This is a genomic window from Telluria sp. AC161, from assembly GCF_979258535.1.
In genome coordinates, this window is sequence record NZ_OZ409861.1 from 2500404 (window position 1) to 2526003 (window position 25600).

Below are 25600 nucleotides of genomic sequence, written 5' to 3' on the forward strand. Positions count from 1 at the left end.
CCTATGTACCTTTATTGATGAATGCCGTGCGCTGCGCCGCCCGCTTGGCCAGGCACTCCACGCACACACCCTGCGGCAGGAACGGCAGCTTGTAGTTCACTTCCTGGCTGGCCATAAAGCTTTTCTTCGCCGCGTGGATCGTGATCTTCCCCGGACACTGCACGGTGATATTCCCACCTTCGATCGTGATATTCGCCCCGCCCGCCGTCGACAGACTGATGCTCTTGGCCGCCGCCCAGTCGACATGCGCATTGGCGCTGATGATGTCCACCTGATCGCGCGCCTGCACATTGAGCACATCGCCCTGCGCCTGCAGATCCACCGCGCCCTGCGCCGCGATCAATTGCAGGCCGATGTTATCGTCGCCCGCCTTGACCGCTCCGCCCAGCATGCCGATCGCCTGTCCGCTATGGATGCGCAACTGGCCACCGGTGACGAACTGCGTGTCCTGCCCGCTCATCAAGGTAATGGTTTCACCATTGGCCAGTTGGATATCCTGCCCTGCCACCACGCCAAGGCCAGCTTTGGCGGCAATCGCAATCACCGCCGAACTGCTGTTGGGCAGTTTGCCATCGTCCGGCGCGACCGGTTTCGCAGACATCTCGCCGCGCGCCGCATCCACGCTCTCGCCACTGAGCATGCCCGAGACCGCCGTCAGCATTGCCGGCAGCGGCGCTTCCTTGTCGTCGAGCTTGCTGGCATTGGCTTTCGCAGCGCCGAGATGGCTGGCGAACGCCACTGTCTGATGCGTCGTCGCCGCCGCGCTGAAGGTTTCGCCAAGCTTGACCGCCTGTTTCAGCATGGCAATCCCGGCCACGTTGTCGCCGGCCGGCTCGCGCGCATCGGCACCATGGGTGATCTTGTAACTCGTCACCAGCAAGCCCGTGGCGGCGCGCACCGCGCCATAGCCGTCCGTGCGCAATTCGGCGCCCAGCCCGCGCAGGCTGCCGCGATAGTTATCTGCCGTGTGAATCAGGTGGCCCAGGTTCAGTTCACTGGCAGCATGAGTGCTCTTGAGCTGGATACGGCCCTGGCTGTCGGTATCGTCGAACACGAGCTGGTTGTAGCCGCTGCCACCGAATTCTTTGCTGCGGATGCCCCACTGCGCCGCGCTGTTGCGGTGACCGACGCTGGCCGCCGCTGCACCGTGCCACAGCGGCTCGTTGCCACCCGCCAGGTTGCCTTGCGCCGAGACGGCGTGATCGTTGGCGGCGCCGAAGATCGCCGTGTCGCTGTCCTGTTCACTCTTGCCGCCTGGCGTCGGTAGCGTGCCGCCTTCGCCCTGGCCGTTGTACAGCGCGCCGACGATCAGCGGTCGGTCGATATCGTTTTCGAGAAACTGCACCAGTACTTCCTGGCCGATGCGCGGCAGGAACTGGCTGCCCATGCCGCCGCCGGTCGAGCGCTGCGCAACGCGTACCCAGCAGGTCGCGTTGGCGTCTTCCTGCCAGTGGAAGCGGATGCGTACTCGGCCGAGCCGGTCGCAGTGGATTTCATCGGCGCCGCTCGCGCTCGCGCCGCCGCCGGGCCCGACCACGATCGCGCTCTGGCTGCCGTGGGCGGTCGGCTTCGGGTGGTGGCGCAAGCCGTTTTCGCCCACCACCGGACGCCACGGGGTATCGGCGGCGATGGCATCGACCAGGTTGGCGTAGCCGCTGGTGCTGGCCTGGGCGATGACGGCGGCCAGTTCAGGATCCTGCTCGGGCAGTGTCTGCTCCAGCAATTCTGGGATCGGCCCGAACAATTCGGCCAGTCCCTCCCTGGCGGGCTTGGGCAAGTTGTTCACACCCACGCTCACGACGCGCAGTGCAACATACGCCGGATCAGCATCGGCGCCGGCGCCGGCCTGCAGCGGCCCCTGCGTCAGGGTGAAACGGGTGCCGGCGCGCAGCGTGCGCACCGTCGAGCGGGCCTGCCACAGATGGCGGCGCGCTTCGTTGGCCTGCATCTGCAACAGCGCGTAGCGGCGCGCCTGGGCGCCGTCGGCGTAGAAATACTGGCCGGGCGTGTCGAAGCTTTCCAGCAGCGGCGCGTTGGGGCCACCCACGGCGCCCGCGGTCGGTACGCTGGCGGCCACGGCTTTCTTGGCCTTGTAGTCGTAACTGAGTACGGTGGAGAGGCCCACACGCAGGCTGCGCCGTGCCCGCAGCGATTGCACGCTGTCGTGCGCTTCGCCGGCGCGCGCGCCATGGAAGCGAATGCCGCCGCCGGCGCTGCTGCTGGCGTCCTCGGGGGTCGCGCTGGCCTGGCTGCTGTCGCCGAACAGCACCACGCCGTGGCCCTCCTCCGTCTCTTCGATGCGCCAGCTTAGGCCTTCTTCGGTCAGCAGCCGTGTGACGAAATCGAGGTCGGATTCGCGGTACTGGCAGCAATAGCTGCGCACGCCGGCATCGGCCATGAAGGCTGCCGTTTCATCGCTCCAGCGCCATTCGGCGTGCGGTGCGTGTTCCTGGAACACGATGTCGACGATTTCCATCACCGTCTTGTCTTGCCATACGCGGCTGTTGCGCACCTGGCCAAGGCGCCACAGCCACGGCTGCAAGCGCAGCCGGTAGCGTGCCAGGCCGCCAAAGCTACCCAGCATTGCCGCTTCGCTGACCAGGCCCGTGAAGCGGGCACGCGTGCCGTCGACCAGGCTCGTCTCCAGTACGGCCGACTGGCCCAGCAACGACGCGACGTCGAGCGCGGCATCGGTGGCGAGCACGATCACGTCGCGCGTGCCGATCGCCTGGACGCCGTCATCGGCGGCGAACGCTTCGACCATCAGGCCGCTACCGCCCTCGTCATCGCCCAGTTGCAAAGCGTACAGCCTGGTATGGCTGGAAAAGCCGGCCAGCGCGGCAAGCACGTCGTCGACCAGCGCCACACTCATCGTTTCACCTTGCAGGCGGCAGCCGTGGCGCGGCCATCGCAGGCACGTTTGCGGCACGCGGCCAGCTCGGCCTTCGGCTGCTTCTTGCAGTACGCCAGTTCCTGTTCGAGGCTGGCGCGGGTCCTGGCCTGCGGGGCCGGCTCGGACGCCTGGGCGTGCGCGATCAGGGCAGAGAGCAGCATCACGTCGCCGTCCGGCGCCGGTGCAAGTTTCGGCACCGCCTTTGGTGCAGGTTTCGCGGCCGCCACGCGTTTGACCGGTGGCTTTGGCTTGGCCGGTGCGCTTGCGCGGTCTGTCTTGCTGGCGGCAACCTTGGCAGCAACCGGCGCAGCCGCGGCCGCGGCAAGCGCACCGGCCGGTGCTTCCAGCGCCTGGCTCAGGACGTCGCCGGTGGCGCCAGCCGCAGGTGCCGCTGGCGGCTCGGCAGCGAGCATCTCGCTCAGGCTCGGTTGCGCGTCCGGCAGTGGTGCCGAATGTGCCTGGTGGTCTTCCTCGATGATCGCCGTCGCTGGTTCACCCGCTGCCGGCGCGACGGCGCCATTGGCAGCCACATCGGTCTGCGCAACGACTTCTGGTGTCGCCGCAGCAACGATCACCGGCGCCGATGGTTCGCGCTGCTGGCCATACCACAGCCCCGCGCCACCAGCCACGGCCGCCACCAGCAAGCCCGAGAACGCCCATATCCAGGGGGCGCGCGAACCATGCCTTGCCTTGGGCGAGGACGCCGCCGAGCGCTTGCCGCCGGACGCCTCCAGCGTCGACAGTATGCGGTTGCGCTCGGCTTCGGCTTGCTGCGCAGGGGTCAGCAAACTGGGCGGTCCATTGCTGAAAGTCTTGTCTTTTCGTTGCAAAATTCAAGCTCCTGATCGTTGTTGCAACACTTTACGCTAATAAATTGACTAACGCGATACCGCACACAATTGCCAACAGTCAGTTGCGCAGAAGACTGCACAGTTGGGTAGAATGAGCCGTTCTTATCAGACTAGTAAGTTGTACTTGGAAGAAATACCGCTCGTTGGGAACCTGGCAAACGGTCTGGCGCCGGGGATCGACGAACGGTCAAACACGGAGTCAAAGTGTTGTTACTGGCCATTGCCCTGTATTTTGTTCTGGCCTGCCTGATTGGCTGGCTGGTGTTTTTCCCTGCAGGGCGAGGCATGGCGATGCAGGCCGCAGCGCGTTTGGAATCGCAGCTGGGCGCATGGCTGGCGGGCGTCAAGCGCATGCGCGTGCCTGCTGCGCGGTCGGCTGCGGGCGCAGTGCCCGCCACCCCGCGCCGCCCCGCCCAGTCGGCAGTTCGTTACTGGCCCTGGCTGCTGGCGGCAGCGCTGCTGGCGGTGCCACCGGCGCTGGTGTTCCTGTCCGGTGGCAGCCATATGCTGGACGGCTACGAGGTATCGACGCGCGAAGTCAATACGCAGGTGGCGTCGCTGCTGCAGGGCGAACAACTGGCGCCGCCGGCGACGCTGCCGCCGGCCGTGTTTGCGACCGCCGACGTGGCCGCGGAGCGGCCGCTGCTGCGCACGGCCAGCCGCAACTGGGCATTGCTGGACCCCGAATTCACGCAGCGCTTGCTGCTGGTGTTCAAGATCATGAAAGAGCAGCACGGTTACGACATGGCGATCCTCGAAGGCTATCGCAGCCCCGAGCGCCAGAATGCGCTGGCGTCAATGGGCACCAGTGTTACCAATGCCGGCGCCTGGCAAAGCTGGCACCAGCACGGCCTGGCCGCCGACTGCGCCTTTCTGCGCGACGGCAAGCTGGTGATCACCGAAAAGGATCCGTGGGCCATGCGTGGCTACGAGTTGTACGGCCAGGTGGCCGAGTCGGTGGGCCTCACCTGGGGCGGCCGCTGGAAGATGATGGATTTCGGGCACACCGAATTGCGGGTGCCCGGCGTGATGAAACGAAAGTCTTAGGGAGACATGATGGCAGGTCCCGTAATTCGTTTGGGCGACAAGACCTCGCATGGCGGGGTCGTGGCGAGCGCATCGATGGTCAGCGACAGCGGTGGCGTGCCCATTGCGCGCATCGGCGATACCGTTGTCTGTCCGCTGCACGCCAGCACCCCGTGCCTGATCGTCAGCGGCGATCCGACCATGATCGTCGATGGCAAGCCAGTGGCCCGCCACGGCGACCTGACCAGCTGCGGTGCGACGCTGATCGCCAGCCAGCAAAGCACCGTGGACCAGGTCTGACCATGCCACCTGATTACTTGCAAAGGCAGAACCGATGCGTCCCTGGCTGAGCCGAACCCTGATCGTTGCCGCTGCGTTCAGCGCCTGCTGGCTGGGCGCCCTGTGGTACTGGCGCTCCACCACACGCATGCCGGACACCGGGGATATCGTCATCTGGCTGGTGTTGATGCCGCTGTTCCTGCTGCTCGTGCTGTGGGCAGGCCGCAAGATCATCGCGGCTGTCAGTGCGCGTTCGGCTGCAGCCGCTGCCGTGGCCGCCGCGACGGCGGCGCAGGCCGCGGCAGCGCCTGTGCCCGATGCCGCGCAGCCGACCGCGCTGGTGGTCCTGGCTGGTGCGCTGAACATGCCGCACGGCGACAACGTCGACGCGCTGAGCGGAGCGTTACGGTCGCGCCAGGCCAATCTGCAGCTCGACCCGACGCTGACGGACGAGCGCGGCTACCCGATCCTTAGTGGCCGCGCGGCCAGCGTCGATAGCCTGGCGCAGCAAGAGACGATGGATGAATGGCTGCAACAGCACCATCCCGATCATTTGCTGGACGACGAACAGTGGCGTGCGCTTTCGCTGGGCAGCGTTGTCGCGACCGAACTGGCGTATGGGCTAGGCCCGCACCCGGCGCTGCCGGCTTATCTCGATGCGCTTCAGGCCGGCAAGACGACCCCGCCCCTGCCCACGCTGCAACTGGTGCTGCTTCTGCCCGCCGAATGGAATCCACCACAACGCGCCGTCGCCGCCGATTGGCTGCGCAATATCATTGAACTGCATGGCTGGCCGCAAGCCCACGTGGCCACCGTGCTGGCCGATGCCAGCGCAAACGTCACAATGGGGCCGCTCGCGCTGGTGGACTCGCTGTCCAAACACGCGCAGCAGGCCGAACAACCGTTCCTGTGCATGCTGCTGGCGTGCGGTTCGCGCATTGGCGAAGGGAGCGTCGAGACCTGGGCCGATCAATTCATCCTGCTTGACAGTCGCCACCCGAACGGGCGTGTGCCCGGCGAAGGCGCAGCTGGCCTGCTGCTGGCCGATCGCGCCCAGGGTGCCCTGTTCGACGCGCCCGACGCGGCGCTGCTATACCCGGCCGCCAGTGGCGTGCGCGCCAGTTCGGCCGACGGCCGTGGCCGCATCGACAGCACCCTGATCACGCAGCAGGCGACTGACCTGCTGGCCAGCGCCGGCATTGCTGCGAGCAGCGTCACGCTGGTCAGCGCTGACAGCGACGCCCGCGCCAGCCGCGTCGGCGAAACTCTCGGTATGGCAACCAACCTGCTGCCCGAGCTCGATCCGGCCAGCCAGGTCGTGACCGTGGCGGGGGCGTGCGGCGATGCCGGCGACGCCACGCTGCTTGCGGCGCTCGTGCTGGCCCAGCATCACGTGCGCAGCGGCGCCGGCGCCGCGCTGTGTGTCAGCAACCTCGACCCGGTCCAGCGCAGCGTTGCGTTGCTGGGGCCGCAACCGGCACCGCAACTGTCGCCGCAACCTGCCTCAATCGCCGCATGAGCCAATTTCTCCTTTCCCTTCAACTGACGTCCGTCGCGCCCATTCTATGATGCAACGATTCTGGCATACCCTTACCGCTCGCTTCAGCCTGGCCGCCATCGGCTTCGCAGCCTTTGCCCTGGCGCTGTTGATCGCCGCCGCCGTGTTCGACGTCTCGTACGTCTGGGTCGGCGCCGCGCTGCTCGCGGCGCTGCTGCTGTACGGCGCCGTCTGGCTCTACAAGCGCCAGATGCGCCTGCGCTCCGGCGCGGCCTTCGGCGGCATGCTCGAACAGCAGGCGGCCGCGCCAGTGGCCAGCGCGGCGCAGCGCGAAGAGAACGAAGCGATCCGCCAGCGCATGGTCGAGGCGATCGGCACGATCAAGACCTCGAAGCTGGGCCAGTTGTCGGGCGATGCCGCCCTGTACGAACTGCCCTGGTATATGGTGATCGGCAACCCGGCGGCCGGCAAGAGTACCGCGATTGCCAGCTCGGGCCTGCAGTTCCCGTTCGCCGACAGCAAGATCGTGCAGGGCGTCGGCGGCACCCGCAACTGCGACTGGTTCTTTACCACCGACGGCATCCTGCTCGACACGGCCGGACGCTACTCGGTCAATGAAGAAGACCGCGGCGAGTGGATGGGCTTTCTCGACCTGCTGAAAAAATACCGCAAGCGCGCGCCGATCAACGGCATCATCATCGCCGTCAGCATCGCCGAGCTGACCGGCAACCGGCCCGAGTTCGCGATCAACCTGGCCAAGAACCTGCGCCAGCGTGTACAGGAACTGACCGAGCGCCTCGAAGTGCATGCGCCGGTCTACGTGATGTTCACCAAGGCCGACCTGATCACGGGCTTCAACGAATTCTTCCAGGACGCCGAACGAGGCGACCGCGACAAGGTCTGGGGCGCTACCCTGCCCTACAGCCAGACGAGCTCGAAAGCCGATGTGCTGGAGCAGTTCGATGCCCGTTTCGACGAACTGTATGACGGCCTGAAAGAGCTGAGCATGGCAAATATGGCCCTGCAATGGCGCGAGCAGATGCCGCCGGGCGTATTCACGTTCCCGCTCGAATTCAGCTCGATCAAGGGCCCGCTGCGCACCTTCATCGCCACGCTGTTCGAAGAAAACCCGTTCCAGTTCAAACCCGTGTTCCGCGGCTTTTACTTCACCAGCGCCGTGCAGGAAGGCGAGACCGTGTCGGCCTCGTCCGAACGCGTCGCGCACCGCTTCGACCTGCAGATGATGCCGGCCTCGCGCTCCGAAGTACAGGAGCAGCACGGTTACTTCCTGCTGAACCTGTTCCGCAAGGTGATCTTTGCCGACAAGGACCTGGTGGCGCAATATGCCAGTCCGGCCAAGACCCGTGCGCGCTACGTGACGTTCTTTGCCGTCGTGGCACTGTCCGGCCTGGCGCTCGGCGGCTGGTCGTGGTCGTACCTGGCCAACCGCCAGCTGGTGGCCAATGTGCAGGCCGATCTGGACCAGGCCATCAAGGTGCAGGACAAGCGGCTCGACCTGGCATCGCGCTTCGAGGCGCTGGAAATTCTGCAGGACCGCATCGAACAGCTTGACGCCTACCGCGACAAGCGCCCGCTGGCGCTGAGCCTGGGCTTGTACCAGGGCGAAATCCTCGAGCAGAAGCTGCGCCAGGAATACTTCGCGGGCATGAAGGAAGTGATGCTCAAACCGGTGGGCCAGTCGCTCGAAGCCTTCCTGGGTGAAGTCAACAGTGGCGCGGCGCAGTTGCAGCCGATGTCGGCGCCGCCGCAGTCGGGTGCAGTCGGCGGGGTCGTGCCGGTCGCGGCTTCTGCTGCTGCAGCTGCACCTGGCACGGGTTCTGCACCTGCAGCCGCTGCTGGTGCGCCCGGGACGCTGCCGGCCACGCCACTGGCGCCGGCCGCCGCCGTCAACTTCGGCGCGCTGCAGTTCAAGGATGCTAATCCGGCAAACGTCGAAGATGCCTATAACGCACTAAAAACGTACCTGATGCTGAGCGACAAATCGCGCGCCGAAGCCAGCCACCTGAATGACCAGCTGACCCGCTTCTGGCGCGTCTGGCTCGACAGCAACCGCGGCACGATGACGCGCGAACAGATGATCCGCAGCGCCGAACGCATGATTTCGTTCTACCTGAGCCAGCTGAACGATCCGGCCTGGCCGACCATCGACGGCAAGCTCGCGCTGGTCGACCAGACCCGCGACAACCTGCGCCGCGTGGTGCGCGGCATGCCGGCGCGCGAGCGCGTGTATGCCGACGTCAAGGCCCGCGCTGCCACACGCTTCCCGTCGATGACGGTAGCGCGCGTGGTCGGCGACGGTGACAAGGAACTGGTCGTCGGCAGCTATGCGATTCCGGGCACCTTCACGCGCGACGCCTGGGACAACTACATCCAGGGCGCGTTCCGCGACGCCGCCAACCGCGAACTGCAAAGCACCGACTGGGTGCTCAAGACGGCCGCCAAGGATGACCTGACGCTCGAAGGCAGCCCCGAGCAGATCCAGAAAGCCCTGCTCGCGCTGTACAAGAACGAATATGCGCAACAGTGGCAGAAGTTCATCCAGGGCGTGAGCATTCGCGAACTCAATGGCTTCGACCAGGCTGCAACCGCCATGAACCGCCTGGGCGATCCGGAATCCTCGCCGATCGATAAGCTGATCAAGACGGTGTATGCGGAAACGTCGTGGGACAACCCGTCGCTGATCGACGCCGGCCTGCAACGCGCTCAGCGCGGCGCCATGGGCTGGTTCAAGGAAACAATCCTGCGCCAGAAGCCGTCGGCGATCAACGTGAATCTGGACGCGAGCAGCAAGCCGGGCGCCGCGCCGATCCCGATGGGTCCGGTCGGCCGCGAGTTCTCGGGCGTGGCTCGCCTGGTGGTCAGCAAGGACAACGGCGCGACGCTGATGAAGGGCTATATGGACATGCTGTCCAAGCTGCGCGCGCGCTTCAACCAGATCAAGAACCAGGGCGACACCGGTCCCGGCGCCAAGCAGTTCATGCAGCAGACGCTCGATGGTTCCGGCTCTGAACTGGCCGAAGCATTGAAGTACGTCGACGAGCAGATGCTGATCGGGATGACCGACGCGCAGAAAAGCGCCATCCGGCCACTGCTGGTGCGGCCGCTGATGCAGACCTTCGCCGTGATCGTGCGCCCGACCGAGGCCGAGATCAACAAGGTGTGGGCCGCGCAGGTACTGGAACCATTCAACCGCACGCTGGCCGTGAAATACCCGTTCGCGCAGAATGCGGCCGTGGAAGCCAGCGACGCTGAAATCGGCCAGGTATTCGGCCCGGAAGGTGCGATCGCCAAGTACTTCAACACCACCATCGGCCCGCTCGTCGTGCGCCGTGGCGACGTGATCAGCGCCAAGACTTGGGCCAATATGGGCATCAACCTCGCGCCCGGCGTGGTGAGCAGCTTCCCAAGCTGGATCGCCCCGCTGTCGGCCGGCGGCGTGGCTGCCAGTGCCGGCGCCGGCGAAGCGCAGACGCGCTTTGAAGTCCAGGCATTGGGCGCAACTGGCGCAACCGAGTTCACGGTCGAGATCGACGGCCAGTCACTGCGCTGGCGCGGTCAGCCGCAACCGTTCGTGCAGATGGTGTGGCCGAATCCGCGCGGCGTGCCGGGCTCGCGCATCAGCGCCATGACGCCCGAGGGCCGCACCGTCGTGCTGCTGAATGAGCCGGGCCACTTCGGCCTGAAGAAAATGATCGATGCCGCTAAGCGCCAGCGCCGTGACAACGGTGTGTTCGAGCTGAGCTGGGAAAACAGCGGCGTCATCGTGCGCGCCAATCTGAAAATCGTGGCGACCACCCAGGCTGCCGCACCGGCGCCTGGCGCAGCAGCGGGCTTCCGCCGCATGCGCCTGCCGGACACGATCGCGGTCTCGGCGCCGCTCGCGCCGACGAGCGCCGCCGCCCCGGTTGGTGCGCCGGTGACCGGCGCGGTCGCGGGAACGGCAGCGGGCGGGAGCAAGCCATGAGTCGTCCGGTCGCGATCCCGGTCGGGTACTTCGGGAAGATCCCGACCCGGGCAGACTTCGTCAAGGCGAGCGAGAATGCGGCGCTGAGCAGCATGCTCGACGCCTGGCTGGCGCAGGCGATCGACCTGCTCAGCGCCGACGCGCGCTGGAAGCGCAACTACGATGCGCTGGCGCCGATCAACTTCGCCTTCATCGGGCCCCGGCGCGGGCGCGCGGTTGCTGGCCACCTGGTGGCCAGCACCGATCAGTCGGGCCGCCGCTTTCCGTTTCTATTGATGAGCACCATGGCGATCACCACGCCGGCCACCTTCGTGGCCAACAGCCCGCTGATGCTGGCGCGGCTGTGGAACCGGCTCGAGACGATCAGCGCCGACGTGATGCGCGCCCAGGAACCGGCGCCCGCGCTGCAGACCGCAGCGACGACCACGGTCGATTTTGACCCGGACAGCGCTGCCAGTACTGCCGAACTGAACACGTTCCTGGAACAGCAGACGGTCGGCTCGCTCGACACGATGCTGCGGCGCGCCGGCTTTCACGTCTCGACGCGCCAGATTCTGCTGGCGCTCGGCCTGCTGCTGCAGCCGGTAATGGCGACCAGCTCAAGCCGCCTCGAGAAAAGCCTGGTATTGCCACTGCCCGCAGAAGCCCTGCAGCGCCAGCAGGTCGCAGCGTTCTGGATGCACCTGATCACGCCATTCCTGCTGCGCGCCGACTTCGAACTGTCAGTCTTCGTCACGCGCCAGGACGAGCGCCCGGTGCTGGTACTGGGGTTTTCCGGCGCCTCGGCGCAGACACTGCAGGCGATCATGGATCCGCAGGTCGGGCTGGAACACCACATCGGCTTCGACCAGCTCGACTGGGTCGAAGACCAGGTCAGCGCCGACTACGCGATCAAGAAAGTCTCGACTTACCTGGCGCAAGGCGCCCTCTCACTCAAATCGGCCGGCGAATCGCTGCACGCCGCCTTTATCGGAACCTGATCATGCGTGTTGTACCGACCCTCCTGTTAGTCCTTGGCGCCGCCCTCCTGAACCCGGCTTCGGCCCAGACGGCGGTGCCCGCCGGCGTGACGCCGCAGCCCGGCCAGGTGCTGGCCAGCGGCACCGTGCCGGACGAATCGACCAAGGCCGCCGTGCTGGCGCGCCTGTATGAAGTGTATGGCGCCGACAAGGTCGTCGACCAGATCGCCGTGGGCCAGGTGGCGCAGCCGGCCAACTGGAACAATTACGTGCAAAAGCTGATCACGCCGCAGCTCAAGCAGATCACGCGCGGCCAGCTCAAGATCGATGGCAGCACGGTGAGCGTGCGCGGCGAAGTGGCCAACGAGGCGCAGCGCCAGCGCATCGCGAGCGACTTTGCCACCAGCCTGAACCCGACCTATGTCGTCAACAACGGCCTGCGCGTGGCCGCGGCCGAACAGAATATCCTCGACGGCGCGCTGGCCAATCGCATCGTCGAATTCGACAGCGGCAAGGCCACCCTGACGCCGGCCGGCCAGGCGATCCTGGACCAGATGGCCGTCGCCATCCAGAAACTGCAAGGCCGCAAGATCGAGATCATCGGCCACACCGACAACCAGGGCTTGAAAGCGGCGAACCAGAGCCTGAGCCAGGCGCGCGCCGACGCGGTCAAGACTTACTTCACCGGCAAGGGGATGGCCGCGGACATGTTCACGACGCTGGGCCAGGGTTCGGACCGGCCAGTGGCCAACAACGCGACGCCCGATGGACGCGCACGCAACCGCCGCATCGAATTCCGTATCGCGCAATAATTTACAGGGTCATCCATGACGTTTACAGCAGAACAACTACTCGAACCGATCAGCCCCGAATCGCCCAGCGGCGAAGACCTGTCGTTTTCGCCGGAGCTCGACGCCATCTCGCAGGCGCGCCGCTTCGACGACCCGTCGCTCGCCCAAGGCGAGTGGATCACCGACCTGAAAGAAGCCGATTGGCCATTCGTCGTGCGCCGCTGCGCTACCCTGCTGCAGGACACGAGCAAGGACTTGCGCCTGGCGGTGTGGCTGGCCGAGGCGGCCGTCAAGACCGACGGCTTGCGCGGCCTGGGTGAAGCGCTGCGCACGCTGGCCGGCCTGTGCCAGGACTACTGGGACGTGGGCCTGTATCCGGAATCGGATGGCGATGACCATGACCAGCGCATCGGCAACCTGAGCTGGATCCTGGCGCGCATGCCGGCACTGCTGCGCGAGGTGCCGGTGACCGATGGCCGGCAAGGCAGTTATTCGACGATCGACTTCGAGACGGCGCGCAAGGCGGCAGCGGCGGCCAGCAATGGCGGCGCGGTGACCGGACCCAAGCTGGCCGACCTGGAAGCGGCGCGGCGCAATAATTCTGCTGCGTTCGTCGCGGCGTTTGCCGCGGATAGTCAGTTGTGCCTGGATGCGTTGACGGAGCTCGAAGCCGTCGCCGACGAGCGTCTGGGTCCGGATAGCCCGGGATTCTCGGCGGCGCGCAATGCCGTGGTCGATCTGCAGCGGATGGTGCCGGCGGCTGGCGGGGCTGCAGCATCGGTGCCGGGCGACGCCGATGCTGCGGCGTTGGCAGATGCGCCGACTGGCGCTGCGGTCCATGTGGGTGGGATCACCACGCCAGTGGCGCCGGCTGGACAGCCCGGGCCGATTCAGACACGCGCGCAGGCGCTGGCGCAACTACGCGCGGTGGCGCAGTTCTTCCGGCACACGGAGCCACACAGCCCCGTGTCGTACTACGCGGACAAGGCCGCCGATGCGGGCGAGCAGAATCTGCATGACTGGCTCAAGTCGGTGGTCAAGGATAGCGCGACCATGTCGCATATCGAGGAGTTGCTGGGGGTGCAGCCGCGTAACGAATGACATGCGGGGGACGATGTCGGAGCCCGGCAATCCGGGTAGCGATTGAAGGTCGTGGCATTGCCCCCTCCCCACTGCTGCATGATGTATTGCTTGATGCGGACCCGCTCGCTAGGTGGCGTGGCGTGCTGCCATGACAATACAGTCAGCTACGCGAACACAAATCCACATCGTTTCATCGATCTTCGACCGCGACAGTGCCCGCGCGGGCGATCGCCTTCAGTTCGTCCAACCCCTGCTTGGCCCCGACAAAGAAATCCCAGTCACCCAGATCTTCGTCCGGGATAAAGCTCATCATGCTGGCCATACCGAACTGCCGGACATACGCGGACGCGTCATACGTCACCTCATGCGTGACGCCGCCTTCCAGATCGTGCAGCGTGAACGTGTTCATGCCAGGCATGTCGCGACCGTCACCGTCGGTGGCGGGTTCCAACTGCACGCGTAGCTGCGGCGCCAGATCGGTCAGCGCGCCATTGGTCTCGCGCCTGAACAGACGAATACATTGGCTGTCAGGTGTCATGAACACCAGTTCGGGTTCGTCGGTCCAGAACAGGCAGTATCTGCGACCGTTCTCGATGGCGTAGCTGCCACGAACCGAAGCATTCTCACGCTGTACGATCGAGGCGCATCCGACAACGGACAGGTCGTCGCGATCATCTGGCAACGGCTGCCAATGGCCGCTGGCGACATCGATATCGATGAAGTCACTCACTGTGGAGTGATGGAAAATACAAACCATAAGTCTTTATGTGATTAAGGCTGGATTGGCGAATGTTCCGCGCTGTCAGAACGAGCGAAGAACGCTGGATTGTTGGCCGCACGAGATTGTGTCGTGACGTTAGAACGGGACTGTGTCCGCTTTTTTCATCCATCCAACAGTCAGTTTTTTCCTGCCCTGATATTTTACGTACAACCAGTCAGGTTGTTCTTCGTAGGCGTAGATCGTATCGCCGGGCACCAGATATGTTCCTTCAACAGGACTTCCACCCGGAGCTTTGTAAAAAGCAGCACGTTTTGATTTGATAATATGGACACTACGCCAAGTGCCGGGTGTACGTTCAGGAATTACGAAGAAAACATTATCACCTTGCTGCGCGACGGATGGCTCACCAACAAAAGATAATATCCATTCACATCCGGCCTCCAGCTTCTTTCTGTCTAACTTTATTTTTATATTTTTCCCATCGTACACGACTGATTCCTTGTCAATGTCCGAGAATTTATTGACACCGTCCTCAGCACCGACAACAAAATAGCGCACTTGCAGTGTTTTTTGGTCCTTTGCGTTGCTGGAAAATAAGATGCGGCACTCATTCGTTTCACCTGGCGCAGTTCTGGAAACTGAAATCGATCCAGTCAAAACATTGCTGGTCGTATTGAATCCCGTTGCGATAAACGGATTGTCGAAGATTTCATTCTTCCCGGAAATGAACAGGTCATTTGCTAACACCGTTGGACCGGTCGTCAACCAAACAGCAATCCAAAACAGTAAATTAAAAAATATTTTCATATTTTCTTTATTGAGGACCGGAGCGGGTTCAACAGTCAGGACTGAAATTTGGACATCGCTCCAAAGTCATGTCATCCCAATAATTTAATCACGAGAATGCGAGAATTCACTTGGAAACCAAATCCACGAAAACTCTCTTGCCTGACTCTTTAAATATCATCCGAGGATACACGTAATAGACGATGAACCCGCATGTTACCAACCCTATGGCCATCATATCGGTAGGTATAGCAGCAATAGCAAGGAATAGATGCGTAAAAGGCAGACCAACTGTCGACTTCAGATATGTCGCGTTGGGAATCGTCAAAACGGCGCCAAACATAAAGATGATGACAAAAAGCGCATTAGGAAATTGACGAAAGCGCATTTCCTTTTCTAAAATTCTTACATCCGTCTTCTGTCGGTAGTAGATCAGCGCTTCAGATTCCACGTAGATACGCTGCCTGTTTATAGCATTGCCAGAAATTGACCTATAAACCACTACGAATCGCCAGGCCCAGCCGATTAGAATGAAAAGATACAATAGAAATCCAACTACTCTTAAAACTATGGGCAGTTTACTGTAGAGAAGAATACTTCCCCAAGGAATTGCACCAAGCAATGCAACACTTCCCAGATAAATCACAGAAACACCGAAATACTCCGCTTTCCAGTCCCATTTAAAAATTCGAGGAATGATGAACAGAAATACAGATAGTATGTATATAACAAACATACGAGGAAAAGCGGATTTCTGAACACTTCAACATCAGGTGCTGCACCAACCGCCAAGAACATGCTGCACGTCGACAATGCAAAAGGAAGAACCGCAGTGTTCGCGCAAAAGGTATTCGGCCTGGCAAATTTCGGGTTCGCTTTGTCGAGATCTATCAAAATGCGATCCATCGGTAATCGTTAGGGCCTCTACTGATTAGGTGATTTATTATATTTTCTGAACGTTAGCCCTGCTTTCATGACCTAAGCCATGACTAAGCGTGCTTCGATACTCAACGCCCCGATCACAACAAATCACTTCAGTCGCAACTTGACTGCGATCAGGGAGCACCCTGCTCTTCGTACAGGTCGAAATAAACCACGTTGGTCTTGTAATCAGCTTCAATATCGACATAACGCAGCGGACCGCCGCGATTCGCTTTTACCTTCCATTGCATTTCGCAGACGCCTTGTTTGGATTCGGGCTTGCCATAGCGCCTAGTTAGGATGCTAGTCATGTACTGGCATTTATCGACGCCGATAAAACTGCTCTGTATCATGGTGACTGGATCGGAGCCTGTGTTTGCCATTGCAAACTTAACCACGCCAACACTTTTATTGCATGCGACATTGCCCTTTTTCAGCAAGTCATCACCGGTGTCGGTACTCGACATGCACATGCCCTGCAATTGCCGCAAGACGCCCGAGGATGGCGTGGAAAACACTGTCTCAGAACTGATGACGTCAAAAACCTTTTGAAACTGCTCGGCTTTCTTGTCAGCTTGAGCGTAGCAACTTGCGCATACTAAACTTGCCAAAAAACAGAATATTTTATTCATTTTTAAAAGGGGTTACATTTATGAACCGTCGGCGTTGGATCGGCCAGATCAGCACAGCGCAGGAAGCCGGGATTTCTGGTTTGAATTCAATCTCACTAGCCCCTCCGTGATAATGTTTTTTCAAAAAGACTGCATCACCTTTTGAGAGCAATATCCAACAGCCAGCAGTGTTGCATCTTACTGAGGCATGATCGAATTTACTTTTTTCATTTTCTTATACATTTTTTCCAATGCGTTACCATGCAGTGGAAAGTTTTTAGAATCCAATAACTTTCCGCTCTCATCGTATGCAGTCCAAAATTCGGAATACGGCGCAGAGCCACCGCCGACGGAGTAATACAAAATCGCGTAGTTAGCATTCGCCACCTGCGCGCAACCCATTTTGATGACGTACAATTCGCTAACTGAACCTTCTTCTTCTTTTATCGACTTGATGTCACCTTGGTTCAATTCAGGTGACACCGCGCTGCGTACGATGCCAGCGCTAGATATTGTCATTTTCTGCGGCTTGCAGACATTCAGCGACATATCGTCGTCGCCTTTGGCGCATGTTGACTGTATGGACAGTTTGGCTTTGCCGCAACTTATTTCATCTGTGAACGTCTTGTAGGTGCCGACCGCTTGAATGGCAGCCGAGTATCCGAGTGCTAGCCCACACAGGATCGACTGGATACATCGTTTTGTTTTCAACATTGTATTCAACCTTTTTCGGTTGCGGAATCGCCTAGTTTAGTCCATTTACTCCAGTTTCGCGAAGAATCAGCTAAAGGAGCCGCTGTGAGGGGAAAAACGATAATAAGCGAAACTGGAAAGTCCATCAGTACAAACAGCGCTATTGATGCCAAACATGGTGGCACACCGTCACATCTCCATTTAACACCAGTTGCCCACCGTCTGCTTGCAACGGACATTGCAAAAAAAATCGTCGACGGCGCTGTTACGCGTAAATTTAAGCTTCAATTTTATGACGTTATTCGAACAGCCAAGTAATTCGAAGAAATTTACTATCCAATCTTCTCACAATTAAAACGGATGAAACCCAATAACTTCAATTTTTGGACCTCTTCAAAAAAATCCTGCTAACATAATTAATCAACGCAGATGGCAATACAAATACAAAAGGAGGGTTAATAATAGTAAACCCCCATCGGCAACTCAGGCGACCCACTTTTAATTCTCGCTTTCGTAGATTTTGTAAGGTTAACGTTTTCTGGAAAATCCATTTTAAGCGCAGGTGCCACCCCAGTCATCCGATTCGCAAAAAACATAAAATCGCCCCAACTCATTCCCACCGTCGCAATTAATATTACCGCACTGGATATAGAAGCCCCAAGCAAATAAAACCAAAGTTGCATGTTCGGTAAAGTAAATAGAAAACTTGAGATTGCAAATATTACCGCAACGTAAATTACCGAATTCCTAAAGATATATCTTCTCTGTGCTGAAACACCTCTCTCACAATGCGGCTGCATCCAAATGGTTCGATTTTCTGGGATAACTACTGCGATCGCATTGAAAATGCTGCCGCTTTTTACTCCGATGACTTTGATGAAATCACCATTTTTGAATGTGACTTTCCAAAAACTGCCTTCAACCTTCAGTCCTCCTACGCGCATGGAAAACCCCTCCACTGGATCGCCCGAGCTATTCGCGGCTTGCGCGCTATGCACAGCTCCAGGAGATCCTACCGCAGCTTGTAGAGTCGAAACAATGCTAGCGGTACGAGAGTTTCTCTCCGCGTTAGCCAAATAATTAACATCCGCGTCAAAGATGTTTAAATCTTCAACAACTCCTTCGATAATTTCATATGAACTCATTTTCATAATTGTGGTCAAAAAGGGAGCAATCAAAAAAAATGGGCAATGTTTTCATTTTATCTTCTCTTTGAACAACGAGCGGGGTCGATGGTAGTCAGTAATAATATACACCCATCGGCAATTCTGGCTTTCCACTTTTCACCATGGCACTTGTAGATTTAACAAGATTTATATCTTCGGGAGAATCTATGCCAAGCGCTGAGCCAGCCTGTGTCATTTGATGGGCAAACGTCATCAAATCTTTCCAACTCATACCTACTGTGAGGATTAAGGAAAGCACAGCTAATGACGATGAGCACAAAAGATAGAACCAGAGTGTCATTTTTGGAACAGTAAATAGATAGCTTGAGAGAATGAATATTGCCAAAACAAATAAAATGGAGTTTCTCAGTAGATATTTCCGCTGCGCTGCTATCCCTCTTTCGCAATGTGGCTGCATCCAGATCATTCGATTTACCGGCGACGTCACTGCTACCGCTATAAATACCCCGTCATCCCTGAACCCGATGACCTTCACGTTATCCCCATTCTTGAACGTCGTTTTCCAAAAGCTGCCCTGAATTGCCTGGTTTCCGACGTTCATCGTGAACGCTTCCACCGGATCTCCAGAATCACTTGCTGCCTGCGCACTGTGAACCGCGCCGGGAGCGCCGACTGCCGCTTGCAGTACTGACACGATGCCCGCCGTTTGAGAATTTCTGTCAGCGTTCGCCAGATAGTTTACATCGGCGTCGTACACAAACAGGCTTTCGACGACACCCTCAAGAATTTCATATTGACTATTTAACATTCGGTATCCTAAGATATTTCTTCTAATGCCATACCCAGTTTATCCATCAACTGAGCAGGCGTTTTTGGTCCATTTTTCTTATCCGGTCCGAACGGCGATTCTTCGCACCATTTCTTTAGTGGCTCAGGCGTAAAAACCCAGATAAGCGCAGTAATTGCCAAGCCTGCCATATTGAATCTGACTGCCCATGTCATGAAGAATAACCGCCGAGCTAATAGACGCGTGCCGGTCAGAATGAGGATTCGCATCTGACTCTTTTGCATCAATGGTGCCGCGTATGACAACGCTGCCAAGAGGCCTGCGGTCGCGGCCAATACCTGAATGCCGGCCTTGATTGCATACGTGGCCGCCATCCCGTAATCTTCTCTGGCGAAACTGGACTTCATATTATTCACTTCTTTTAGTGCGTAATAGTAGCCTGCACTCGCAGCGATCAAACCACCATAAACCTTGAGATACTGGAATGTCTTCGAAACCTTGTCGCCGACAGTGTGCTTTGCAGCATTCGCAGCGATATCTGACAGTGCAGCAATCGTCGAGCAGGCCGCAGCGCCCAGTTCTCCAAATGTCCGCTTGTTATCCTTAAACTCCCAGGATATCTTGATAAGATTGACTAGCTCGAGGATGGCAACGAGATACGACAGCCTATTTTCCTTGAGCGCAGTAGGTCCCTTGTCCGGATCTGCTTTGATTTTCTCCCAGCTCTTGCTGAGCTCGGTATATTTTGCGGTTTTTAGATCGTCCGCAGTGCCGAGGAAGGTTTTGGCTGTTCGCAGCCTGGCGACGATTTCGCTACGGGCCTTTCCTTCCAGTTTAGACTGGGTCGCCAGCGATTCGAGGATTCGATTCGGTTCGACGCCTGCGCGCGCCATCATCAGCCCCCGTACACCGAATTCAGCGCGGGAGTCGAAGCCACGCTGGATGAAAGGTAAGAATAACTTGTCTCCGACCGTCATAAACAGCCTGTCGAAGTTCGTGACTTTGACCTTGTTGATACCCTCAGCTGAATTCTGGGCTTTGATCAGCGTATTTTGCATCGTATTGGCTTTTTTATAGATATCAGCCATTTTTCTAACGTGCATAGTTATGAAATCCAACGCCAGTGTCCCTACTGGCACGCTCTGCGAGCCAGCGCTTGCCAGCAGTTCATTAACCGCAGTGATGCCTTCTTGCTGATTGAGAGCGATTGAGCGCCATAACAAGTTCTCTTCGCTCGCCTTCATTTCCTTCACCCACGCGTCGATCAAGATCCGCCCGTTCGGGCTCGAATTGATCCCATGTATCATCTTCCCGACTTGATCATCGAAGATGACGCCATCGTCGTTGCTAAGCTCATTGAATTCAATCAGTTGATCAAACAGGGCTTTCGATTTGAGCCAGACAATCAAGTCATCGGTTCGATGGTCGATCAACACTGCGGCTTCGTCGAGGAACGCATCATGTTTCTTTTCAAAGTTCTGATATGCATTGGGCGTGAGCTTCTCTTCGTATTTCTCCCAGCCGAACCGTTCCGCCTGTTTAATCATGGTTGGCGAGTTGGCATCCCGCGCGTCCAGCCGTTGCGCTGCCTCCGCTTTCAAGGCAGCGATCTTCGCGCTGCGCTGCGGTTCTTTATCCAGGTTGGCGGCGTTGAGCCGGCCACCGAAACCCGAGGTGATGGGCAGGTCGCGAGACGCCCAGTAATCCACAATGTCGCATACCTCGATTTCGTTGCGCCGTTCGACCGCGCTCAGCGTTTGCGCGCGCGCGCGCCGCTCGGTGGTGGCGCTGAGCTTGGGCGCATTATTGCGGATGTCTTGCTGCCGTTGCGTCTCGTTCTCGACCGCCTTCGTCTCCAATGCCTTCTTTACGCCCTTGATGGCATTCAAAGCGGTAATTTCCAGTTCGCGTTCTTGCGCGTACTTCTGGATCCACCCTGCCGCGTCGTTGCGGTAGCCGTTCAATTCCTGCGTGATGCCGACTGCATCCCATACCGCCATTACCATGGGCTGATGGGCTTGCCCTTTGCTGTTTTCGCCTATTTTCAGCATCACCTTTGCCAGCAATTCTCCCTGGCCGCTGCGGCTCACAGCCTTGTAGCGCGTCGCCTGCGTTGCCAAGCGCGCGGCCGTGTGTCCGCCGCTTTCGTCACTGATAGTCGGCACCATTTCCCGACCATTCAGACTTGCCACATCGAAGCCGGTTGCGTACTCGATGATCTTTTCGATGTTGTCTTTTGTCGCCACCAGACCGTGCCGATAACCGCCTGCTTTGACCCAGGTGGCGGGCAGGAAAGTCTGCATTCGACGGTCCCGCAATGCCGCATCTTGCGCAAACGCCTTGAGCGTTTCGGGACTCCAGGCGTGTTCGGAAAACGCGATCCAGACTCGTTTGCATTTTTCAGGAGATTCGATGGTGATCACCGACGCCGGGATATTATGTCCACCCGACGAACATGCGGGTTCGGTCTGCGGTTTCATGGCTTCCGGCGAAGGCTGCTTCCATACCGTGCCGGCTTCCGTTACGCCATACACTTCCCAGGTAATGTGGCTGCCGCGCGCGTGCTTTTCATGGAACAGGTAGAAAAATCCTGCGCGTAGAGTCCGTAGCGCATATTTGTAATGAGCGAGCTTCAGATGGGTGACTTTATTACCCAAAGGTGCAGGTAATGCGGCATCGATGTCTTTCGGCACCACTGCGTAACGCGCGGGCAAAATCGCCAGCCCGGATTTATTACAGTTTTGGCAATCAGGATTTTTCGGATTGGTATAAGCCATCGTTCCCTAACGAGATAATGTGTTAGTTGCCATGCAGGTAGTCTTGCAATGCGTACGCGGGTTGACCGGATACTTCTTCACATGCAGCGCCATAGTAGTCGCCCGTCCTGGTCTTCTCCCACACTGCAAGCATGCGTGCGTGTTCATGGAAATCGGCGCCCATCTGCAGCGCGTGGACGGCAAACAGCTCCCGGTCCTGCCGATCGGTAATCCCGTACACGCTCGCAGCACGCAGGGCATGAAAGAGCGCTTGCTCCCAAGCCTCACGGCTTGCCAGACCGTGCGAGGCATCCTGCACGTTGCTGCGCCAACGCAGCCATGCGGCGTGTACGACGGCGTAATCGTCGACCTGCTCCCACTGCGCAGGGGTCAGCTGCAGCTTGCCAGGACCCTCATGTACTTCCGGCGCAGCAGCGATGACTCCATGCATTATCAGCGCTTGCTGCCGGTTGAATGCCACGATGCAGCGCGCGGGCCAAGCAAGCGCGCTTGCTGTTGCGGCGTCAACGTCCGCCACAGCCATTCGCGGACGCTGGGATCATGAAAGCGCAAGAGCTTTGTCAATCCATTGACATAATGGAGATGACAATTCGCAGCCCAATGCTGCGCCAGGAGCGGAGCCAAGGCCGGCGGCGGCTGATCGCTGGCAATCCATCCACCGATCGCTTGGCCATTGAACGCCTGCAGGCTGTCGAGTTCCCAGGCGCTCCATCCGATCGCCACACTGCGCTTGAAGACGTCTGCATCGCCGCTTTTGCCAAGGTCGAGCGGCACGAGATATGGCGCGAACACCACGTCGAAATTGGCATGCTGGATCGGCACGCGTACGCGGCGCTCATCGACCAGCGGATCATCCGCGAAAGGGTCGCCCTGGGCTGGATTCACCCACAGCAGGCAGCGATCATTGGCATGCTCGTAGAACTGACGGTGCAGTGTTTGAAGGTGGGGCTGCCACGGTTCTGCTTCGTGCTGGAGGTCGATGCTCATAAGGTTTGCGATCCCGCCTGCGCTGCGCTGGCATCCCTGGTCGACTGTTCACAACCCTTGACCGCGCTCGTGGGAAAGCTGAGTTCAGAACTGCTGCTTGAAGGCCCCGCCAACTCCTTCATACTCGCCTTGAACGCCATCGTCCCCGGCCCATGAATCTCGATATTCCCGCCGTATAATTTGAGCGCCGCGCCCTGCGCCACAAGCTGGACGTGCGTCTTGGCCGCCACATTGACGCTCTTGGTCACACTGGCCACCGTCAGCGCCTTGTCGGCCGTGATCCGCGTTTCGTCGCTCTGGCTCTGGCTGCTCACCTTGCCGCTGGCTGCATGCAGCCGGATCCCGACTTCTTGATTCGGCTTGTCGCCACCGGTCAGTTTGCCGTACGTGAACAGCCCGATGCCGCTGCGTACCGCGTGATAGGCATTTCCCTGCGACGCCGCATTGATATCCTGATCCGCAGCGAACGTGCTCGTGCCCCCGGCACTGAGCACCGCATTCGCCGGTGTCAGCGCGGCAATCCCCGCTGGACTCGACAGCTGCAGATGCGGCTGGTCATACGCTGTTGGCGCGGCCGGCCCCTCGGCGCCGGCAGGCGCACTGCCCTGCCCGCGCGCCTGTAACGTCTCGATACTGCGTTGCAGCCCCTTCACCGCCGCCAGCGCTTCCGGCGTCGTCTCATCTTTCAACAACGCCTTGTGCTTGTGCGCCAGCGCCGCCAATTCGGTGGACATCGTCGCTGCCTGCTCGGTCAGCATTTCCGCCTTCGTTGAATCCAGCTGCGATCCGCCACCCGACGTGGCATCCGTCGACAGCAGCAAGCCGCTCCCTGCCCGCAGGGCCGCCGAGTGTTCGGTCTTGAGCTCGGCCCCAAACCCGGCTGCCGCCATCAAGCCGTTGTCGCTCTGATGCCGCAAGTGCCCCAGATTCAGTTCATCGGTGCCCGCGTGCTGCGCCGCGTGCCGCTGCAGTGCCACCCGTGCTTGCCCCGGGCTGTCATCGAACACGAGCTGGCTGTACGCGCCGGCGCCGCTTGCGCTCGCGCCCAGGGCCTGGCTCTTGAGGCCTGACAGCGCCGCCGCATGGGCGTGGGCGCCGCCCTGGCCGGGGAACCACATCGGCGCGTTGCCCGTGGCTGCCCCGCCACCCTGCGCTACCTGGTTGTGCTGGGCGTCCTGCGCCCCGGCGCCGTTGTAGACTGCGCCGATCACCACCGGCCGGTCGATATTCCCGTCCAGGAAATCGATCAGCACCTCCTGGCCGATGCGCGGCAGCGCATTGCTGCCCCAGTTGGCGCCTGCCGTGGGCGCGAGTGGCGTGGCGACGCGCAGCCAGGTGCCGGCGCGGTCGTCGCCGGGTGCGCCAGCGTGACCGTCGGGCGTCGGGTGCGTCAGGCGGCTGTGGCTCGCCTCGCCGCGCTGCCAGTGGAACTGGACCTTCACGCGGTGATCGCGGTCGGTGTGAACGGCGGCGCCCTGCGGGCCGACGACGATGCCGGTCTGCTGGCCGCGCACCAGCGGGCGTGGATGCAGCAGTTGGCCGTCGCCGCCCTCGCCGCTGGCGCGGAATGGCACGCTGGCGGGAATGGCGTCGATGCGATTGCGGTACACGGGGCGCTCGCCCGCGTTGCGGCCAAGCGTGTGCAGGCTCGATGCCAGCTCGGCGTCGTTTTCGCGGCGCAAGGCGCACTGGCCCAACAGGCGCGCGAGCGCATTGCCGGTGTCGGCGTCCAGATTGTTGTGCGCCATGTGGCGGGCGTGGATGATCGTGAAGGTCTCGCCATCGACGCTCGCATGGTCGTGCAGCGTGAATGTGGTGCCCGGCGCCAGCGTGCGCACGGTGCCGGCGCCAATGTGCACCTGCTTGCGCGCCTGAATCGCTTCGAGCTGGCGGTCGGCGATGCGCAACCCATCTTTGCGCGTCGGGTAGGCATACGCGCCTGGATAGTCGCGGCTGGTCAGGCCGGCGTCGCCGCCAGTGCTGCTGGCCACCTCGCGCACCGACCGGCTGCGGTAGTCCCAGCTGGCCAGTTCAATCGCGTCGGTTGTCTGCCGCCACTCGGTGCGCCAGCGGTCCATGCTGTCTTCGCGCATGACGGCGCCTGGCTGCGTGAAGCGCACATCGGCCTGCGCATTCGGCTTGAACGCGCCGTTGTGGTCCGCGATCACCAGGGTATGGCTGCCGAAGGCGGGGTCGGCGGCGTCGCCCACGTGCTCGAAAAAGTAAAACAGCCCTTCCTCGAACATCAGGCGCTCGATGAACGCCAGGTCGCTTTCCTGATACTGGGTGGTCACGCTGCGCGTCAGGTAGGCGCCGCGGTCTTGCAGGTCGAAGCGCCAGGCCGGCGCCAGGCGGCCCTTACCATCGTAGCTTTTCATGACCGCGTCGAGGATGTCGCACACCGTCATGTCCTGGAACAGCCGGCTGTCGCGGCCCAGTGACAGAAAGCGGGTCCAGGGTTCGATGGTCAGGCGGTAGCGCGCGAAGCCGCCGTTCGACCCTACCTGCTCGGCGCCCGTAACGTGGCCATGGAAGGCGCGTGGCGCGCCGAAACCGGCGGCGCCCAGTTCGACCAGCGCCGGCTGCCCGATCAGTGATTTGAGCGGGATTGCCGCATCGAGCGACAGCGCCGATACGTCGAGCCGGAAGCCTTCGCTCAGTCCCTCGGTCGCGCGCAGGCTTTCAGCCAGCAGCGCGTCCGGACCCGCCACCGTCGATAGCGTCATGATCCGCTGGTGCTGGCTGAACGTGCCGCCAAGGGCCGTCTGGACGGCGCTTGCCAGCGCCGCCGCCGAGGGGTTGAATGCATTCGTCATAAAGCCAAC

Annotated in this window: 20 protein-coding genes; 7 read left to right on the plus strand and 13 right to left on the minus strand. The window is 60.4% G+C overall.

What is annotated here, in order from left to right:
* Window position 1: 1 nt before the first annotated feature.
* Complete coding sequence (locus ACZ0AJ_RS11130; RefSeq protein ID WP_499454521.1) at window positions 2–2872, minus strand: type VI secretion system Vgr family protein; 2871 nt, start codon at window positions 2870–2872, stop codon at window positions 2–4.
* Window positions 2869–3681, minus strand: coding sequence for a hypothetical protein (locus tag ACZ0AJ_RS11135; protein WP_499454523.1), 813 nt, complete (start codon window positions 3679–3681; stop codon window positions 2869–2871). The genes ACZ0AJ_RS11130 and ACZ0AJ_RS11135 overlap by 4 nt, the downstream gene beginning before the upstream one ends.
* Window positions 3682–3948: 267 nt before the next feature.
* Between ACZ0AJ_RS11135 and ACZ0AJ_RS11140 the strand changes: the two genes are divergently transcribed.
* From ACZ0AJ_RS11140 to tssA, 7 genes are read left to right on the plus strand one after another with little or no spacing between them, the layout of a single operon-like run.
* Complete coding sequence (locus ACZ0AJ_RS11140; RefSeq protein ID WP_499454525.1) at window positions 3949–4791, plus strand: M15 family metallopeptidase; 843 nt, start codon at window positions 3949–3951, stop codon at window positions 4789–4791.
* Between the two features lie 9 nt (window positions 4792–4800).
* Window positions 4801–5070, plus strand: a complete 270-nt coding sequence (locus tag ACZ0AJ_RS11145) for a PAAR domain-containing protein (RefSeq protein WP_499454526.1) — start codon at window positions 4801–4803, stop codon at window positions 5068–5070.
* Between the two features lie 34 nt (window positions 5071–5104).
* A complete protein-coding gene (locus ACZ0AJ_RS11150; RefSeq protein ID WP_499454528.1) occupies window positions 5105–6568 on the plus strand; it encodes a hypothetical protein in 1464 nt (487 codons plus the stop codon).
* Window positions 6569–6617: 49 nt separating this feature from the next.
* Window positions 6618–10532, plus strand: a complete 3915-nt coding sequence (tssM, locus tag ACZ0AJ_RS11155) for a type VI secretion system membrane subunit TssM (RefSeq protein ID WP_499456777.1) — start codon at window positions 6618–6620, stop codon at window positions 10530–10532.
* On the plus strand, window positions 10529–11512 hold the full coding sequence (tagF, locus tag ACZ0AJ_RS11160) for a type VI secretion system-associated protein TagF (protein ID WP_499454529.1): 984 nt from the start codon (window positions 10529–10531) through the stop codon (window positions 11510–11512). Before tssM ends, tagF begins: the two co-directional genes overlap by 4 nt.
* Before the next feature lie 2 nt (window positions 11513–11514).
* Window positions 11515–12303, plus strand: a complete 789-nt coding sequence (locus ACZ0AJ_RS11165; RefSeq protein WP_499454531.1) for an OmpA family protein — start codon at window positions 11515–11517, stop codon at window positions 12301–12303.
* 15 nt (window positions 12304–12318) lie between these two features.
* Complete coding sequence (gene tssA / locus ACZ0AJ_RS11170) at window positions 12319–13383, plus strand: type VI secretion system protein TssA (RefSeq protein WP_499454532.1); 1065 nt, start codon at window positions 12319–12321, stop codon at window positions 13381–13383.
* A 172-nt stretch (window positions 13384–13555) separates the two neighbouring features.
* On the opposite strand, the gene ACZ0AJ_RS11175 is transcribed toward tssA, so the two are convergent.
* From ACZ0AJ_RS11175 to ACZ0AJ_RS11225, 11 genes are all read right to left on the minus strand, one after another.
* The gene (locus tag ACZ0AJ_RS11175) at window positions 13556–14095 is read right to left on the minus strand and encodes a hypothetical protein (RefSeq protein ID WP_499454533.1); all 540 of its coding nucleotides are present in this window, start codon (window positions 14093–14095) and stop codon (window positions 13556–13558) included.
* Between the two features lie 126 nt (window positions 14096–14221).
* A complete protein-coding gene (locus tag ACZ0AJ_RS11180; RefSeq protein ID WP_499454830.1) occupies window positions 14222–14893 on the minus strand; it encodes a hypothetical protein in 672 nt (223 codons plus the stop codon).
* A gap of 106 nt (window positions 14894–14999) precedes the next feature.
* Complete coding sequence (locus tag ACZ0AJ_RS11185) at window positions 15000–15608, minus strand: hypothetical protein (protein ID WP_499454537.1); 609 nt, start codon at window positions 15606–15608, stop codon at window positions 15000–15002.
* Window positions 15609–15927: 319 nt separating this feature from the next.
* Entirely contained in the window at window positions 15928–16260 is a 333-nt protein-coding gene (locus ACZ0AJ_RS11190; RefSeq protein ID WP_499454832.1) for a hypothetical protein, read from the minus strand.
* Window positions 16261–16602: 342 nt separating this feature from the next.
* Window positions 16603–17118 carry a hypothetical protein gene (locus ACZ0AJ_RS11195; protein ID WP_499454540.1) on the minus strand — a complete coding sequence of 172 codons (516 nt, stop codon included), beginning with the start codon at window positions 17116–17118 and terminating at the stop codon, window positions 16603–16605.
* 434 nt (window positions 17119–17552) lie between these two features.
* Window positions 17553–18248: a putative type VI secretion system effector gene (locus ACZ0AJ_RS11200; protein ID WP_499454834.1), complete on the minus strand. Its 696-nt coding sequence runs from the start codon at window positions 18246–18248 to the stop codon at window positions 17553–17555.
* 88 nt (window positions 18249–18336) lie between these two features.
* A complete protein-coding gene (locus ACZ0AJ_RS11205; RefSeq protein ID WP_499454836.1) occupies window positions 18337–19032 on the minus strand; it encodes a putative type VI secretion system effector in 696 nt (231 codons plus the stop codon).
* 8 nt (window positions 19033–19040) lie between these two features.
* The gene (locus tag ACZ0AJ_RS11210; RefSeq protein WP_499454544.1) at window positions 19041–21788 is read right to left on the minus strand and encodes a T6SS effector BTH_I2691 family protein; all 2748 of its coding nucleotides are present in this window, start codon (window positions 21786–21788) and stop codon (window positions 19041–19043) included.
* A gap of 22 nt (window positions 21789–21810) precedes the next feature.
* A complete protein-coding gene (locus tag ACZ0AJ_RS11215) occupies window positions 21811–22218 on the minus strand; it encodes a hypothetical protein (protein ID WP_499454838.1) in 408 nt (135 codons plus the stop codon).
* Window positions 22219–22220: 2 nt separating this feature from the next.
* Entirely contained in the window at window positions 22221–22775 is a 555-nt protein-coding gene (locus ACZ0AJ_RS11220) for a DUF4123 domain-containing protein (RefSeq protein ID WP_499454840.1), read from the minus strand.
* On the minus strand, window positions 22772–25591 hold the full coding sequence (locus ACZ0AJ_RS11225) for a type VI secretion system Vgr family protein (RefSeq protein WP_499454842.1): 2820 nt from the start codon (window positions 25589–25591) through the stop codon (window positions 22772–22774). Before ACZ0AJ_RS11225 ends, ACZ0AJ_RS11220 begins: the two co-directional genes overlap by 4 nt.
* Window positions 25592–25600 lie beyond the last annotated feature (9 nt).